A 15,954-nucleotide genomic window follows, 5' to 3' on the forward strand; every position below is an offset into this window, starting at 1 on the left:
CTGCTTTTTAACGGTTTATGCCATTAATCACTATTTTGCGGTAGCGACCTGCATGCCGTAAGGCGCGTTTTCCAGTGCAAGGTTCAATACTTCTTCGATGCGCTTAACCGGATGGATTTCCAAATCGGCAATCACGTTCTGTGGAATTTCTTCCAGATCGCGCTTGTTCTCGTCCGGAATCAGGACCACTTTAATGCCACCACGGTGCGCTGCCAGCAGCTTCTCTTTCAGTCCACCAATCGGCAGCACCTGACCACGCAGCGTGATCTCGCCGGTCATCGCCACATTTGACCGCACCGGGTTACCCGTCAGACAGGACACCAGCGCCGTACACATCGCGATACCGGCACTCGGGCCATCCTTCGGTGTTGCCCCTTCTGGTACGTGCACGTGGATATCACGTTTTTCGTAAAAGTCACCGTTGATACCCAGTTTCTCTGCACGTGCGCGCACGACGGTCAGGGCGGCCTGAATCGACTCCTGCATCACTTCACCCAGTGAACCGGTATAGGTCAGTTTCCCTTTACCCGGTACACAGGCGGTTTCGATTGTCAGCAAATCCCCGCCCACTTCTGTCCAGGCAAGACCGGTTACCTGGCCTACACGGTTTTCGCTGTCCGCACGACCATAGTCAAAACGCTGAACGCCAAGGAAATCCTTGAGGTTCTCACTATTGATGGTGATGTGCTTTTTGGTTTTATCCATCAGCAGCGTCTTCACGGCTTTACGGCACAGTTTGGACAGTTCACGTTCCAGGCTACGTACGCCGGCTTCACGCGTGTAATAACGAATGATGCCCACAATCGCGCTGTCTTCAACGCTGATCTCAGCGGCTTTCAAGGCATTGCGCTCAATCTGCTTCGGCAGCAAATGCTGTTTCGCGATGTTGAGCTTTTCGTCTTCGGTATACCCCGACAGGCGAATCACCTCCATACGATCCAGCAGCGGTGCCGGAATATTCATGGAGTTTGACGTTGCCACGAACATCACATCGGAGAGATCGTAATCCACTTCCAGATAGTGATCGTTAAACGCGATATTCTGTTCCGGATCCAGCACTTCCAGCAGTGCGGATGCCGGATCGCCGCGCATATCCGAGGACATTTTGTCGATTTCATCCAACAGGAACAGCGGGTTTTTTACCCCCACTTTCGCCATTTTCTGGATCAACTTGCCCGGCATTGAGCCAATATAGGTGCGGCGGTGACCACGGATTTCCGCTTCATCGCGCACGCCGCCCAACGCCATACGAACGTATTTACGGCCAGTCGCTTTTGCGATGGACTGTCCCAGCGAGGTTTTACCCACGCCCGGCGGTCCGACCAGGCAAAGAATCGGCCCTTTGATTTTGCTGACGCGACTTTGCACCGCAAGGTACTCAAGGATACGGTCTTTCACGCGTTCCAGACCATAGTGGTCCGTGTCCAGCGTTTCCTGGGCTTTGCGCAGGTCTTTCTTCACTTTGCTGCGCGCGTTCCACGGAACCTGCACCATCCAGTCGATGTAGCCGCGCACCACTGTTGCCTCTGCAGACATAGGCGACATCATTTTCAGCTTCTGCAGTTCGGCTTCGGCTTTTTCACGCGCTTCCTGCGGCATTTTAGCCGCATCGATTTTGCGTTTTAACGCTTCGTACTCGTCAGGCGTATCATCCATCTCGCCTAACTCTTTCTGAATGGCCTTCATCTGCTCATTCAGGTAGTACTCACGCTGGCTCTTTTCCATCTGCTTTTTCACGCGGTTGCGTATGCGTTTTTCAACCTGCAGCAGATCGATCTCAGACTCCATCATCGCCATCAGATATTCCAGACGCTCGTTAACGTCTGACATCTCCAGCACGGACTGTTTGTCCGCGAGTTTCAATGGCATATGCGCCGCAACCGTATCCGCCAGGCGCGCCGCATCATCAATATTGTTCAGGGAGGTTAAGACCTCAGGCGGGATCTTTTTATTCAGCTTGATGTAACCTTCAAACTGATTGATCGCCGTGCGCACCAGCACTTCCTGCTCACGCTCTTCGATCTCTGGTGAAACCAGATATTCAGCCTGGGCTACAAAGTGATCGCCGTTGTCGGCAAGCGTCGTGATGTTGGCACGCTGCAAGCCTTCAACCAGCACTTTCACCGTACCGTCTGGCAGTTTTAGCATCTGCAAAACGGAGGCGATGGTACCCACTGAAAAAAGATCGTTTATGCCAGGTTCATCCGTTGAAGCCTCTTTCTGTGCGACCAGCATGATCTTTTTATCATGATCCATTGCGGCTTCGAGGCACCGAATTGATTTTTCCCGGCCAACAAACAACGGAATTACCATGTGCGGATAAACTACCACGTCGCGCAAAGGCAAGACGGGGATTTCAATGCGTTCAGAACGCTCAGGATTCATAGAGCTCTCTCTTAGTTTCGTGTCCGCCAGGTGATGGGTACCGCACAGGCAGGTATGCGGTTAAACCCACAGGTGTCTGAGTATATGGGGATGATTGTCAGACATTCAATGTCACAACGGTGAGAAATGCAAAAGGGGAAAGATTTTCCCCTTTATAGATGGCACAATGTGGACGATTTGTTTACTTATTCGCCAGAAGCCTGAGCTTCATGCTTGCCATAAATCAGCATGGGTTCGGACTGCCCCTCAATGACTGACTCATCAATCACGACTTTCTCGACGTCGTCCATAGAAGGCAGATCGTACATCGTTTCCAGCAGTGCACCTTCCACGATAGAACGCAGACCGCGCGCGCCGGTTTTACGTGACATCGCCTTTTTCGCAATCGCCGTCAGGGCTTCATCACGGAATTCCAGATCAACGCCTTCCAGGTTAAACAACGCCTGGTACTGCTTGGTAAGCGCATTTTTTGGCTCGCGCAGAATCTGAATCAGCGCCTCTTCACTCAGCTCATTAAGCGTCGCGACGACAGGAAGACGGCCAATGAATTCCGGGATCAGACCAAACTTGATCAAATCTTCCGGCTCACACTGTGACAGCAGCTCGCCTTCCGTTGCTTTCTGCGATTTGCCTTTCACGGTGGCGCCAAAGCCAATGCCTGACCCGGTTTCAACGCGTTGTGAGATAACCTTATCCAGCCCGGCAAACGCACCGCCACAGATAAACAGAATTTTCGAGGTATCAACCTGCAAAAATTCCTGCTGCGGGTGCTTACGGCCGCCCTGCGGAGGAACCGCAGCCACCGTACCTTCAATCAGTTTCAACAACGCCTGCTGCACACCCTCACCTGAGACGTCACGGGTGATTGATGGGTTGTCTGACTTACGTGAAATTTTGTCAATTTCATCGATGTAGACAATACCACGCTGCGCTTTTTGCACATCGTAGTCACATTTTTGCAGCAGTTTCTGAATGATGTTTTCAACGTCTTCCCCCACATAACCGGCTTCGGTCAGGGTGGTGGCGTCCGCCATGGTGAAAGGCACATCCAGTAAACGGGCAAGGGTTTCTGCCAGCAGCGTTTTACCGCTCCCGGTAGGACCAATGAGCAGGATATTACTTTTACCCAGCTCGATACCGTTGCTGGTATCACCGTTGCGTAAACGTTTGTAGTGGTTGTACACCGCCACGGCCAGCACTTTCTTGGCCCTTTCCTGACCAATAACGTAATCGTCGAGGTGATGGCGGATCTCATGCGGCGTAGGCAGGGCGCTACGTTCGCGATGCGGGGCAACCTCTTTTATCTCTTCGCGAATAATGTCGTTACACAGATCAACGCACTCATCGCAGATATACACTGACGGCCCGGCAATCAGCTTACGCACTTCATGCTGGCTTTTGCCGCAAAAAGAGCAGTACAGCAACTTTCCTGAACCGTCTTTGCGCTTATCTGTCATCAGTTAACCTCTTCTTATTCTCAGGCCGTACCTGAAGTACAGCACTGGCCGTGGGTACACGGCCGATGTTCATTCAACCCATTATCACCTTGTCCTGTTAACTATAGACCAGAGACAAGGCGAAGTTAGGGCTTATTGGCGATGCGTCAGGATGGAATCGACCAATCCATACTCTACCGCTTCGCTGGCGGAGAGGAAACGGTCACGCTCGGTGTCACGCTCAATTTCTTCCAGTGACTTGCCGGTGTGCTCCGCCATCAGTTCGTTCATGCGCTGCTTCACCTTCAGGATTTCGCGCGCGTGGATCTCAATGTCAGTTGCCTGTCCCTGATAGCCACCCAGCGGTTGGTGAATCATCACGCGTGAGTTTGGCAGGCAGAAACGCTTGCCCTTCGTCCCGGCAGTCAACAGGAAAGCCCCCATTGAACAGGCCTGGCCCATACAAATGGTACTGACGTCCGGCTTGATAAACTTCATGGTGTCATAAATTGACATCCCGGCAGTAATCACGCCACCCGGTGAGTTGATATAAAGGTAAATATCTTTTTCCGGATTCTCTGCTTCCAGAAACAGCATCTGGGCCACAATCAGGTTAGCCATGTGATCTTCCACCTGACCGGTAAGGAAGATTACGCGTTCTTTAAGCAGACGGGAATAGATGTCGTATGAACGCTCGCCGCGCGAGGTTTGCTCGACCACCATTGGCACCAACGCATTGTGCGGTGCAATAAACTCACGATCGCCACTGTATGACATTACCGTCTCCTGGATAAATTTCGTTGGCAACATTCTGTACCGATTTTACGTAAGACGAGCGACAAAAACTATGCTCTGCCTCTTACCGACAACTTCAGGACGGTTAATCAGTCAGCCGAACTGTTTTTGCATACTCCCTGTATCTTGGGATGCTGCTCAGTTGTTTCAAGCATAACAACCTTTTCATCAATCGCTAACCAGGAAAAAGCGATGCGTGAACAATTTGCCTAAAAATTAGCCAAATAGCGACAAACCGACTGGCAGCAAGCGTAATACAGAAAAAAGCCCGCGACTTTTCAGGCGCGGGCTTTAGCACAACCGGTTAAAAAGATGATTAGGCCTGAGCGGTCTGATTCATCAGTTCCTGGAAGTTAGTTTCTTTCTCAGAAACCTTCGCTTTCGCCAGCACGGCTTCAACAGCCTGCTCTTCCAGCGCAACGTTGCGCATGTTGTTCATCAGCTCGTTATTCTTGCTGTAGAACTCGATCACTTCCTGCGGATCTTCGTAGGCAGAAGCCATCTCTTCGATCAGCACTTTCACGCGGTCTTCGTCAGCTTTCAGCTCATGGGTGCGGATCACTTCGCCCAGCAGCAGACCGACAACAACGCGACGTTTTGCCTGCTCTTCGAACAGCTCACGTGGCAGTTCCAGCGCCTGCTTCTCGTCACCACCAAAGCGCTGTGCAGCCTGACGACGCAGAACGTCGATTTCGCTGTCGATCAGCGCAGCTGGCACGTCAATTGGGTTTGCGTCAACCAGACCGTCGATAGCCTGGGTTTTCACGCGGTTACGAATAGCGCCTTTCAGCTCACGTTCCATGTTCTTGCGCACTTCGGCACGCAGACCGTCAACTGAACCCTCTTCCACGCCGAAACGTTTAATGAATTCTTCAGTCAGTTCTGGCAGTTCACGCGTTTCAACTTTCTTCAACACGATCTCGAACTTCGCGTCTTTCCCTTTCAGGTTTTCCGCATGGTAGTCATCAGGGAATTTCACGTCGATAGTGAAGGTTTCGCCTGCTTTATGACCGACAACGCCCTCTTCAAAACCTGGGATCATGCGGCCCTGGCCCATCGCCAGAACGAAATCAGAGGCTTTGCCGCCTTCGAATTCTTCACCGTCAACAGAACCGGTGAAATCGATAGTCGCGCGGTCTTCTGCGCCGGCTGCTGCATCGGTTTCAATCCAGTTAGCCTGCTGCTTACGCAGGGTTTCCAGCATGGTATCCACATCCGCGTCAGTCACCTGAACCTGTGGCTTCTCGACTTCGATGTTTTCCAGGCCTTTCAGCTCAACTTCTGGATACACTTCGAATTCTACCGCATAGGTAAAGTCCTGACCTTCGGTGTATTCGCCTGGCACGTAGTTCGGTGCGCCAGCCGGATTAATTTTCTCTTTAATGATGGCGTCAACAAAGTTACGCGTCATCAGATCGCCCAGCACGTCCTGGCGCACAGAAGCACCATAGCGCTGTGCCACGATGTTCATTGGCACTTTGCCTTTACGGAAACCATCGATACGGACTTTCTTCGCCACATCCACCAGTTCTTTTTTAACGGCGCTCTCGATGCTGTCAGAAGCGACAGTAATCGTAATGCGACGGCCCAGGCCCTGAGTGGTTTCTACAGAAACTTGCATCTTGTTACCTCAAAAAATCACGTGCTCGGTCAACTTCAGACACCACACATTGGTTAATGCGCCGTATCCAACAACCGGGACGGCTTCCGTGAAGAGAACCTGATCCCTGTTACCAGAAGCGTCCCGAAGACATTCCGGAAAAATAGACGCAGCATTATAGCGGTATCGCTGAGATGAGTCGAGGATGCTAAGTCACCACTTTTCAGGGAGTTTGCTGTTTTTTTGAGCCACAGATCGCGTTTAGCCACCCTTAAACGCAAAAAACGGCCCGAAGGCCGTTTAAAACGCGGGCAATCAGGCTAGCGTTCCGGCGCCCCGGCAGTGAGGTGAAGCCAGTACCGTATCCTGCAATCCTTCCCACTCTTTCAAGGTGTAAGTGTGCAACGCAAGGGCATGGACGCTTCCCGCCAGCTCCGCGCTGAGTTCGCTGTAAATTGCGCGATGGCGCGCCAGGAAACGCTGGCCGGTAAAACGGTCACTGACGATCACGACTTTAAAGTGACTTTCCGAACCGGCAGGCACGTTGTGTCGGTAGCTTTCATCGTGGACCTCCAGATGAGCCGGCTCAAAAGCCAGGCGCAGCTTCTCTTCTATCTGTTCTCGAATCATGGTTTTACCCTCAATGGCGAGCGCTGTGCCCCATCTGTTTAAATATTAGTTGGTTTTCGGCCACTCTACGCGGTGACGGGCGGAATATTATCATTCCGCTGGCCGTATCGCGCGCCTTATCAGCCTGCTGTTTATGCCAGAAAGCGGGGGCGGAAAGCCGCAGCGCTCACTTTACCTCTAGCAGGGGGCTTTATTCACTGCACCGCTTTGCTATGATGGCCGCAGTTTTTGCACACCAACCCATGACACTAACGAGAAAGCGTATGTTGAAAAAACTGTTATTCCCACTGCTGGCTGCCTTTATTCTGGCCGGCTGTGCTTCCAGCAACAACACACTGACAATCCAACCCAAGATTCAGCTGCCGCAGCGCGATCCCAGCCTGATGGGCATCACCGTCAGCATTAACGGCGCAGACCAGCGCCGCGATCAGGCGCTGGCAAAAGTGAACCGTGATGGCCAACTGGTCAGTCTGACCCCTTCACGCGACCTGCGTTTCTTACTGCAGGAAGTGCTGGAAAAACAGATGACCGCACGCGGCTATATGGTAGGGCCTAATGGCGCAGTGGATCTGCAAATCATTGTTAATAATCTGTATGCCGACGTCACCCAGGGCGACGTGCGTTACAGCATTACGACCAAGGCGGACATTTCTATTATTGCTACCGCGAAAAACGGCAATAAGCAGATCAAAAACTACCGTCAGACCTACAGCGTAGAAGGTGCATTCAGCGCAAGTAACCAGAAAATCACCAATGCGGTTAACTCAACGCTGAGCGACGTGATTGCGGATATGGCGCAGGACACCAGCGTCAACGAATTTATCAAGCAGAACGCCCGCTAATTTTGTCCCCTGCCCGGCATGACGCCGGGCCCTTCTCAAGGTCAGTATGAATCACTACTTCCGCGTCTTCCGTCAAAAAAATGCCGCTGTTTTACTCCTGCTGGGATTTGCATCCGGGTTGCCACTGGCATTAACGGGTGGAACGTTACAGGCGTGGATGACCGTGGATAATATCGATCTGAAAACCATTGGTTTCTTTTCGCTGGTTGGCCAGGCCTACGTATTTAAGTTTCTCTGGTCACCCATGATGGATCGCTACACGCCACCTTTTCTTGGTCGCCGCAAAGGATGGTTGCTGCTCACCCAACTGGCGCTAGTGGCCAGCATCATCACGATGGGGTTCATGCAGCCCAGCCGGGATTTGACCCTGATGGCGGCGCTGGCGGTGTTAATCGCGTTCTGTTCTGCGTCACAGGATATTGTATTTGATGCGTGGAAAACGGACGTGTTGCCGCCGGAAGAGCGCGGAAGCGGTGCGGCCATTACGGTTCTCGGTTATCGGCTGGCCATGCTGATATCGGGAGGTCTGGCGTTATGGCTGGCCGATCGCTACCTCGGCTGGCGAGCAACTTACTGGCTGATGGCGCTGCTACTGGTGCCCTGCATCGTAGCAACGTTTATGGCTGACGAGCCGGATGACCGCCAGTCCGCGCCCCGCTCATTACGTCAGGCGGTGGTTGATCCGCTGCGGGACTTTTTTAACCGCAACAACGCCTGGCTGCTGATTACCCTGATCATTCTTTACAAGCTGGGCGATGCGTTTGCCGCCTCGCTCACCACCACGTTTTTAATCCGTGGCGTGGGCTTCAATCCGGGCGATGTTGGCCTGGTGAATAAGACGCTTGGCCTGCTGGCCACCATTATCGGGGCGCTCTATGGTGGCGTGCTGATGCAGCGCCTGAGCCTGTTTCGCGCCCTGATGATTTTTGGCCTGTTGCAGGCGGTATCCAATTTTGGCTATTGGCTACTGGCCGTCACCGACAAACATCTGTGGAGCATGGCGAGCGCGGTGTTTATCGAAAACCTGTGTGGCGGAATGGGCACGGCGGCTTTCGTCGCGCTACTGATGACGCTGTGTAATAAATCCTTTTCCGCCACGCAGTTCGCGCTGCTGTCCGCGTTATCAGCGGTCGGCCGCGTTTACGTCGGCCCTGTGGCGGGTTTTTTAGTGGAATGGTGGGGCTGGCCAACCTTTTATGCCTTTACCGTACTGGCTGGCCTACCCGGCCTGGCGCTGTTAGCATTTTGTCGCAGCACGCTGGATTTCACACAAAAAACCGGGCAGTTTTTGCCGCGTACCCGCTTTGCATCGGGCTACCGCTGGACAAACCGCCTGTTTGCCGGCGGCTGTGGATTGCTGGCTTTATGGCTGCTTGCGCTGGCGCTGGACGCCGCGGGCCTGACTCGCCTGTCGGCCGTGCTGATTCCCTTGTTTGAGGCCGGTATGACGCTGGCGCTTTGTGGTGTACTATTCGGTGTGGTGCTGGATTATCGTGCGCTGCAGAAAGCAGAGGACTCCGCCGTTATCCGATAACGGCTCGTGATTTCGCCGCAATTTCGTACAGTCGATTAAGCGCGCCTAATTTGTCTTTGCGTGTCAATTTACAAAAAATTATTTCACTCACCGGGGGGATTCCCCCCTGATATTTAAAACCGGTGCGCAATTAATTTGGTTAAAAATAATCGAATAAATGATGCAACATTGTTAAATAATTGGGTGATTAAAGTCAGGGTTATTCCTTTACCACTTTTGTTTAACCCTGTATCCATCTCTTTTTGTTATATTGCCGCCAACTGCTTGTCCACGTTAATAATTTGTCACCGAGAACAACATCTGTGACACCCTTAGCAAAAGGTGTCAACATGGTTCTGACACATCCTTAAGCTGGTTTACACTGCATAAACCTTCCCGTAAAATGCGCGCACACTTAAACGACAATAGAGCCCTTTGTCATTGAGGTCGTTAAATGAGACTCAGTAAATACAATAAAAGTTTGGGGATTTTGTCATTAATCGCAGGCACTTTATTAATGAGTGGCTGCGATAATGCATTGTTAAATCCCAAAGGACAGATTGCGCTGGAGCAACGTTCGCTGATCCTGACCGCTTTTGGTCTGATGATGATCGTCGTGATACCTGCAGTCTTGATGGCCATCGTGTTTGCCTGGAAATATCGGGCTTCAAACACGAATGCCAAATACAGCCCTAACTGGTCACACTCTAACAAAGTGGAAGCCGTGGTCTGGACCATTCCGATCCTGATCATTGTTTTCCTTGGTGTGCTGACCTGGAAATCAACCCACGCCCTGGAGCCGAGCAAACCGCTGGTGTCAGACGTGAAACCGGTTGAAATTGATGTGATTGCCCTGGACTGGAAATGGCTGTTCATTTATCCAGAACAAGGTATTGCGACCGTTAACCAGATCGCTTTCCCGGCGAATACACCGGTTAACTTCAAAATCACCTCTAATTCCGTTATGAACTCCTTCTTTATTCCTACGCTCGGTAGCCAGATCTACGCGATGGCAGGCATGCAGACTAAACTGCATCTGATTGCCAACGAGCCAGGAACTTTCGACGGTATTTCCGCCAACTTCAGTGGTCGCGGTTTCTCTGGTATGAAGTTTAAAGCCATTGCCACCAAAGACGACGCGGAGTTCCAGCAGTGGGTTGCCAAAGTTAAAGCGGCACCTAACACGCTGACAACGATGGATGATTTCGAAAAAGTAGCGGTACCAAGCGAAAATCACCCGGTGGAATATTTCTCTTCTGCTAATCCTGAACTGTTCTTGCAGGTCATCAACAAGTTCATGCATAGCCACGGGAAGATGGACATGCCTGAGCATAAAGGCATGGACATGAGTCACACCGCTACCGCGGGAGCCGAGGAATAATACGATGTTCGGAAAATTAACACTGGATGCTATACCGTTCCATGAGCCGATTGTCATGGTCACGGTCGCCGGTATCATCATCGCAGGTCTGGCGCTTGTCGCCGCCATCACTTATTTCGGTAAGTGGAAATATCTGTGGTCAGAATGGTTCACCTCCATCGACCACAAAAAACTGGGTATCATGTATATCATCATGGCCTTCGTCATGCTGCTGCGCGGCTTTGCCGATGCGGTAATGATGCGTACCCAGCAGGTTCTGGCTTCGGCCGGGGAAGCAGGCATACTGCCGCCGCATCACTACGACCAGATCTTCACCGCGCACGGCGTGATCATGATCTTCTTCGTGGCGATGCCGTTCGTTGTGGGCCTGATGAACATCGCGGTACCTTTGCAAATTGGTGCACGTGACGTTGCCTTCCCGTTCCTGAACAACCTGAGCTTCTGGTTTACCGCGATTGGTGTAATCCTGGTTAACCTGTCTCTGGGTGTCGGTGAATTCGCACAAACAGGCTGGCTGGCCTATCCACCGCTGTCGGGGGCAGAGTACAGTCCTGGCGTGGGGGTTGATTACTGGATCTGGAGTCTCCAGCTTTCCGGTATTGGTACCACGCTGACCGGTATTAACTTCTTCGTTACCATTCTGAAGATGCGTGCACCGGGCATGGACCTGTTCAAAATGCCAGTATTTACCTGGGCATCACTGTGCACCAACGTCCTGATCATCGCTGCGTTCCCGGTTCTGACCGTTACGCTGGCACTGTTGACACTTGATCGTTACCTCGGCTTCCATTTCTTTACCAATGATATGGGCGGTAACATGATGATGTACGTCAACCTGATCTGGGTTTGGGGTCATCCAGAGGTGTACATTCTTGTTCTGCCGGTCTTTGGTGTCTTCTCTGAAGTCACTGCGACCTTCTCGAAAAAGCGTCTGTTCGGTTACACCTCGCTGGTATGGGCAACCATCGCCATCACCGTGTTGTCGTTCATCGTTTGGCTGCACCACTTCTTCACCATGGGTGCGGGCGCGAACGTCAACGCCTTCTTCGGTATCATGACGATGATTATCGCCATTCCTACCGGGGTTAAAATCTTTAACTGGCTGTTTACCATGTACCAGGGCCGCATTCAGATGCACTCTGCGATGCTGTGGACCGTAGGCTTCCTGGTCACCTTCTCTGTCGGTGGTATGACCGGTGTTCTGCTGGCGGTGCCAGGTGCGGACTTCGTCCTGCACAACAGTCTGTTCCTGATTGCTCACTTCCATAACGTGATTATCGGTGGTGTGGTGTTCGGTTGTATGGCCGGTGTGACTTACTGGTTCCCGAAAGCGTTCGGCTTTACGCTGAACGAAACCTGGGGCAAGCGCGCCTTCTGGTTCTGGATTATCGGTTTCTTCGTTGCCTTTATGCCGCTGTACGTACTGGGCTTTATGGGCATGACCCGTCGTCTGAGCCAGGACATCGACCCGCAGTTCCACTCGCTGTTAGTGGTAGCGGCAGGCGGTGCGGCACTGATTGCCTGCGGTATCCTTTGCCAGATCATTATGTTCTACGTTTCTGTGCGTGACCGCGACCAGAACCGCGATCTGACCGGTGACCCATGGGGCGCGCGTACGCTGGAGTGGGCAACCTCTTCACCACCGCCGTTCTATAACTTTGCTGTTATCCCGCATGTGCATGAGCGTGACGCTTTCTGGGAAATGAAAGAGAAAGGCGAAGCGTACAAGCAACCGGCTAAATATGAAGAAATTCATATGCCGAAAAACAGCGGTGCTGCGATTGTTATTGCCGCGTTTGCGACCATCTTCGGTTTTGCGATGATCTGGCATATCTGGTGGCTGGCTGGTCTTTCTTTCCTCGGCATGATCGTAAGCTGGATCGTGAAGAGCTTCGACGAAGACGTGGATTACTACGTTCCGGTTGCCGAAGTAGAGAAGATTGAAAAGCAGCACTTTGACGAAATCAGCAAAGCAGGTCTGAAATAATGTCAACTGAAACCGTAAAACACCACCACGAGGCCCATGCGGAGCATGGGCATCACGATGCAGGAGCCAATAAAGTCTTTGGCTTCTGGATCTACCTGATGAGTGACTGCATTATCTTCGCAACCCTGTTTGCGACTTATGCAGTTATGGTTAACAGCACCGCCGGTGGTCCGGCAGGCAAAGATATCTTTGAACTGCCGTTCGTGCTGGTTGAAACCGCGCTGCTGTTATTGAGCTCTATCACCTACGGCATGGCCGTTATCGCCATGAACAAGGAAAACAAAGGCGCCGTTATCGGCTGGCTGGCGTTGACCTTCCTGTTTGGTGCTGGATTCATCGGGATGGAAATCTATGAATTCCATCATCTGATTGTTGAGGGCTTCGGTCCTGACCGCAGCGGCTTCCTGTCTGGCTTCTTCACGCTGGTCGGTACTCACGGTCTGCACGTTACCTCTGGTTTAATCTGGATGGCCGTGCTGATGTTCCAGATCGCTAAACGCGGTCTGAACGCCACCAACCGTACGCGTATCATGTGTCTGAGCCTGTTCTGGCACTTCCTGGACGTGGTCTGGATTTGCGTGTTCACCGTAGTTTATCTGATGGGAGCCATGTAATGAGTCATTCTGTTAACGAACATGGTGCATCACACGGTAGCGTGAAGTCTTACATGATCGGCTTCATCCTTTCTATCATCCTGACGGGAATCCCGTTCTGGATGGTAATGGATGGTAGCGCTTCTCATGGAACCATCCTCGGCGTTGTGCTGGTCTGTGCAGTGGTTCAGGTGCTGGTTCACCTGGTTTACTTCCTGCACCTGGACAGCAAGTCTGAAGGTGGCTGGAACATGGTGGCCATTGTCTTCTCAGCAATCATTATCCTGATTGTTGTCGTTGGCTCACTGTGGATCATGTGGAACCTCAACTACAACATGATGCCCCACTAAAGAGTCTGTGTAATGTTTAAGCAATACCTGCAAGTTACAAAGCCAGGAATTATTTTCGGGAATTTAATTTCTGTGATTGGCGGATTTTTGCTGGCCTCTAAGGGCAGCATTGATTACGCCCTGTTTCTCACCTCGCTGGTTGGCGTGTCACTGGTGGTTGCCTCAGGTTGTGTTTTCAACAACGTGATCGACCGCGACATCGATATCAAGATGGAGAGAACCAGGAATCGGGTGCTGGTTAAAGGCCTTATCTCCGCGAAAGTTAGCCTGGTTTACGCCACTGTGCTGGGTATTGCTGGCTTTGCACTGCTGTATTTTGGTGCTAATCCGCTGGCCATGTGGCTGGCGGTGATGGGCTTCGTGGTATACGTTGGCGTTTACAGCCTGTATATGAAGCGTCACTCTGTCTACGGTACGCTGATTGGCAGCCTGTCCGGTGCTGCGCCGCCGGTCATTGGCTACTGCGCCGTGACCAACGAGTTTGATGCCGGTGCCTTAATCCTGCTGGCTATCTTTAGCCTGTGGCAGATGCCGCACTCCTATGCGATTGCCATCTTCCGCTTTAAAGATTACCAGGCAGCCAACATCCCGGTGTTACCGGTGGTGAAAGGTATCTCGGTGGCGAAGAATCATATTACGCTCTATATCCTGGCGTTTATGATTGCCACGCTGATGCTGACGCTGGGTGGCTACGCAGGCTACAAATATCTGGTCGTTGCGTCTGCCGTTAGCGTGTGGTGGCTGGGAATGGCGCTGTCAGGCTACAAAACCTCAAACGATCGGGTTTGGGCGCGTAAGCTGTTCGTTTTCTCGATTGTGGCTATCACGGCCCTGAGCGTCATGATGTCGGTTGACTTTATGACGCCAGCATCGAAAGACCTGCTGACCTACGTGCGCTGATGTGTACTGCAACAGCATGAAACGGGCGCGATTTTCGCGCCCTTTCTTTTTGTTACGACTGCTTAAGAACTATTGTTTTACCCGCCCGCTCTCCCTACCTAAAATAAATGCAGCACATCAACAGAGGTTGGAATGAACGATAACAAAATGACTCCGGTGGAGCTGCGCGCCACATGGGGCCTTGGCACGGTCTTTTCCCTGCGCATGCTGGGAATGTTTATGGTCCTGCCGGTGTTGACCACCTATGGCATGGCACTTCAGGGAGCGAGTGAAACCTTAATCGGCGTGGCAATCGGCATCTACGGTCTGGCTCAGGCTATTTTCCAGATCCCCTTTGGCCTGCTGTCCGATCGCATCGGACGCAAGCCGCTGATCGTCGGCGGCCTGCTGGTCTTCGTCCTTGGCAGCGTCATTGCGGCCAGCACCGATTCAATCTGGGGCATTATTCTGGGGCGTGCGCTGCAGGGCTCCGGTGCAATTGCTGCCGCGGTCATGGCGCTGCTGTCCGATTTAACCCGTGAACAAAACCGCACTAAAGCGATGGCGTTTATCGGTATCAGCTTTGGCGTGACCTTTGCTATCGCAATGGTCTTAGGCCCCATCATCACCCACAAGCTGGGCCTGAACGCGCTGTTCTGGATGATCGCGATGCTTGCTTCACTGGGCATAGCGATTACGTTATGGGTTGTCCCCTCCTCTTCTCATCACGTGCTAAATCGTGAATCAGGGATGGTACGCGGCAGCTTCAGTAAAGTGCTGGCCAATCCCCGATTGATCAAACTGAACCTGGGCATCTTCTTTTTACATATCTTGCTGATGTCGAGCTTTATCGCCCTGCCCGACCAGTTTGAACAGGCTGGCCTGCCGCCGTCAGAACACTGGAAGGTCTATCTGATCACCATGCTGATTGCGTTTGCCGGTGTGGTGCCCTTTATCATCTACGCCGAAGTGAAGCGTAAGATGAAGCGGGTCTTTGTCGGCTGCGTAGGCATGATGGTCATCGCCGAAATCGTCTTATGGGGCGCCCAGGGGCATTTCTGGACGCTGGTTGTTGGCGTACAGCTGTTCTTCCTGGCCTTTAACCTGATGGAAGCGATTCTGCCATCGCTGGTGAGTAAGGAGTCACCCGCTGGCTATAAAGGCACCGCTATGGGACTTTATTCCACCAGTCAGTTTCTGGGCGTCGCCATTGGGGGGAGCCTGGGCGGTTGGCTGTTTGGTCATTTCGATGCACAAACCGTGTTTATGGTCGGGGCGATTGTGGCCGCAGCCTGGCTGTTTGTCAGCATGACCATGCAGGAACCGCCTTATGTAAGCAGCCTGCGTCTGGTGCTGAGCGATGCCGCGCTGGCCGTGCCCACTCTGGAAAAACGCCTGAAAGCACAGCCCGGCGTTTCATCGGTGCTGATTGTGCCGGAAGAGAAAAGCGCCTACATCAAGATAGACAGTAAGGTCACCAGCCGGCCTGAGCTGGAAGCGCTGATCGGCAGCTGCTAGTCGCGAGCGGCGCTTAACTGCGCGCGATCGTGGCGAAAGGTTAAG

Annotated in this window: 13 protein-coding genes; 8 read left to right on the forward strand and 5 right to left on the reverse strand. The window is 52.4% G+C overall.

Going from position 1 to position 15,954, the window contains the following annotated elements; all coding sequences use genetic code 11:
- Window positions 1-30 precede the first annotated feature (30 nt).
- The 5 genes from lon to bolA form a co-directional block, all read right to left on the reverse strand.
- Entirely contained in the window at window positions 31-2,385 is a 2,355-nt protein-coding gene (gene lon, locus NXS97_RS08100; RefSeq protein WP_116219507.1) for an endopeptidase La, read from the reverse strand.
- A 185-nt stretch (window positions 2,386-2,570) separates the two neighbouring features.
- A complete protein-coding gene (gene clpX, locus NXS97_RS08105; RefSeq protein WP_013024887.1) occupies window positions 2,571-3,842 on the reverse strand; it encodes an ATP-dependent protease ATP-binding subunit ClpX in 1,272 nt (423 codons plus the stop codon).
- A gap of 132 nt (window positions 3,843-3,974) precedes the next feature.
- On the reverse strand, window positions 3,975-4,598 hold the full coding sequence (gene clpP / locus NXS97_RS08110) for an ATP-dependent Clp endopeptidase proteolytic subunit ClpP (RefSeq protein WP_028723991.1): 624 nt from the start codon (window positions 4,596-4,598) through the stop codon (window positions 3,975-3,977).
- A gap of 334 nt (window positions 4,599-4,932) precedes the next feature.
- Window positions 4,933-6,237: a trigger factor gene (gene tig, locus NXS97_RS08115; protein WP_014593078.1), complete on the reverse strand. Its 1,305-nt coding sequence runs from the start codon at window positions 6,235-6,237 to the stop codon at window positions 4,933-4,935.
- Window positions 6,238-6,531: 294 nt separating this feature from the next.
- A complete protein-coding gene (bolA, locus tag NXS97_RS08120; protein ID WP_013024884.1) occupies window positions 6,532-6,846 on the reverse strand; it encodes a transcriptional regulator BolA in 315 nt (104 codons plus the stop codon).
- 263 nt (window positions 6,847-7,109) lie between these two features.
- Here bolA and NXS97_RS08125 point away from each other — a divergent pair, with 263 nt between their 5' ends.
- From NXS97_RS08125 to NXS97_RS08160, 8 genes are all read left to right on the forward strand, one after another.
- Window positions 7,110-7,688, forward strand: a complete 579-nt coding sequence (locus NXS97_RS08125; RefSeq protein ID WP_014606442.1) for a lipoprotein — start codon at window positions 7,110-7,112, stop codon at window positions 7,686-7,688.
- 46 nt (window positions 7,689-7,734) lie between these two features.
- Window positions 7,735-9,222, forward strand: coding sequence for a muropeptide MFS transporter AmpG (gene ampG, locus NXS97_RS08130; RefSeq protein WP_116219506.1), 1,488 nt, complete (start codon window positions 7,735-7,737; stop codon window positions 9,220-9,222).
- A 433-nt stretch (window positions 9,223-9,655) separates the two neighbouring features.
- A complete protein-coding gene (gene cyoA / locus NXS97_RS08135; protein ID WP_014606444.1) occupies window positions 9,656-10,582 on the forward strand; it encodes a cytochrome o ubiquinol oxidase subunit II in 927 nt (308 codons plus the stop codon).
- A gap of 4 nt (window positions 10,583-10,586) precedes the next feature.
- A complete protein-coding gene (gene cyoB, locus NXS97_RS08140; protein WP_013024880.1) occupies window positions 10,587-12,569 on the forward strand; it encodes a cytochrome o ubiquinol oxidase subunit I in 1,983 nt (660 codons plus the stop codon).
- Window positions 12,569-13,183 (forward strand): cytochrome o ubiquinol oxidase subunit III, encoded by a 615-nt coding sequence (locus NXS97_RS08145; protein WP_116219505.1) that lies wholly within the window; start codon window positions 12,569-12,571, stop codon window positions 13,181-13,183. Before cyoB ends, NXS97_RS08145 begins: the two co-directional genes overlap by 1 nt.
- Window positions 13,183-13,512, forward strand: coding sequence for a cytochrome o ubiquinol oxidase subunit IV (locus NXS97_RS08150; protein WP_013024878.1), 330 nt, complete (start codon window positions 13,183-13,185; stop codon window positions 13,510-13,512). Before NXS97_RS08145 ends, NXS97_RS08150 begins: the two co-directional genes overlap by 1 nt.
- Before the next feature lie 12 nt (window positions 13,513-13,524).
- Window positions 13,525-14,412 carry a heme o synthase gene (gene cyoE, locus NXS97_RS08155; protein ID WP_013024877.1) on the forward strand — a complete coding sequence of 296 codons (888 nt, stop codon included), beginning with the start codon at window positions 13,525-13,527 and terminating at the stop codon, window positions 14,410-14,412.
- 132 nt (window positions 14,413-14,544) lie between these two features.
- Window positions 14,545-15,909 carry an MFS transporter gene (locus NXS97_RS08160; protein ID WP_015700837.1) on the forward strand — a complete coding sequence of 455 codons (1,365 nt, stop codon included), beginning with the start codon at window positions 14,545-14,547 and terminating at the stop codon, window positions 15,907-15,909.
- Window positions 15,910-15,954: the final 45 nt, after the last annotated feature.

Source organism: Pantoea sp. B623 (genome assembly GCF_024814475.1).
Classification (GTDB): Bacteria; Pseudomonadota; Gammaproteobacteria; order Enterobacterales; family Enterobacteriaceae; genus Pantoea; species Pantoea ananatis.

Coding starts and splice junctions, on each gene's coding strand:
- NXS97_RS08145 (WP_116219505.1), top strand. CDS start 12,569: ATGTCAACTGAAACCGTAAAACACCACCACGAGGCCCATGCGGAGCAT.
- NXS97_RS08125 (WP_014606442.1), top strand. CDS start 7,110: ATGTTGAAAAAACTGTTATTCCCACTGCTGGCTGCCTTTATTCTGGCC.
- cyoE (WP_013024877.1), top strand. CDS start 13,525: ATGTTTAAGCAATACCTGCAAGTTACAAAGCCAGGAATTATTTTCGGG.
- cyoA (WP_014606444.1), top strand. CDS start 9,656: ATGAGACTCAGTAAATACAATAAAAGTTTGGGGATTTTGTCATTAATC.
- ampG (WP_116219506.1), top strand. CDS start 7,735: ATGAATCACTACTTCCGCGTCTTCCGTCAAAAAAATGCCGCTGTTTTA.
- clpP (WP_028723991.1), bottom strand. CDS start 4,598: ATGTCATACAGTGGCGATCGTGAGTTTATTGCACCGCACAATGCGTTG.
- NXS97_RS08160 (WP_015700837.1), top strand. CDS start 14,545: ATGAACGATAACAAAATGACTCCGGTGGAGCTGCGCGCCACATGGGGC.
- cyoB (WP_013024880.1), top strand. CDS start 10,587: ATGTTCGGAAAATTAACACTGGATGCTATACCGTTCCATGAGCCGATT.
- bolA (WP_013024884.1), bottom strand. CDS start 6,846: ATGATTCGAGAACAGATAGAAGAGAAGCTGCGCCTGGCTTTTGAGCCG.
- lon (WP_116219507.1), bottom strand. CDS start 2,385: ATGAATCCTGAGCGTTCTGAACGCATTGAAATCCCCGTCTTGCCTTTG.
- tig (WP_014593078.1), bottom strand. CDS start 6,237: ATGCAAGTTTCTGTAGAAACCACTCAGGGCCTGGGCCGTCGCATTACG.
- NXS97_RS08150 (WP_013024878.1), top strand. CDS start 13,183: ATGAGTCATTCTGTTAACGAACATGGTGCATCACACGGTAGCGTGAAG.
- clpX (WP_013024887.1), bottom strand. CDS start 3,842: ATGACAGATAAGCGCAAAGACGGTTCAGGAAAGTTGCTGTACTGCTCT.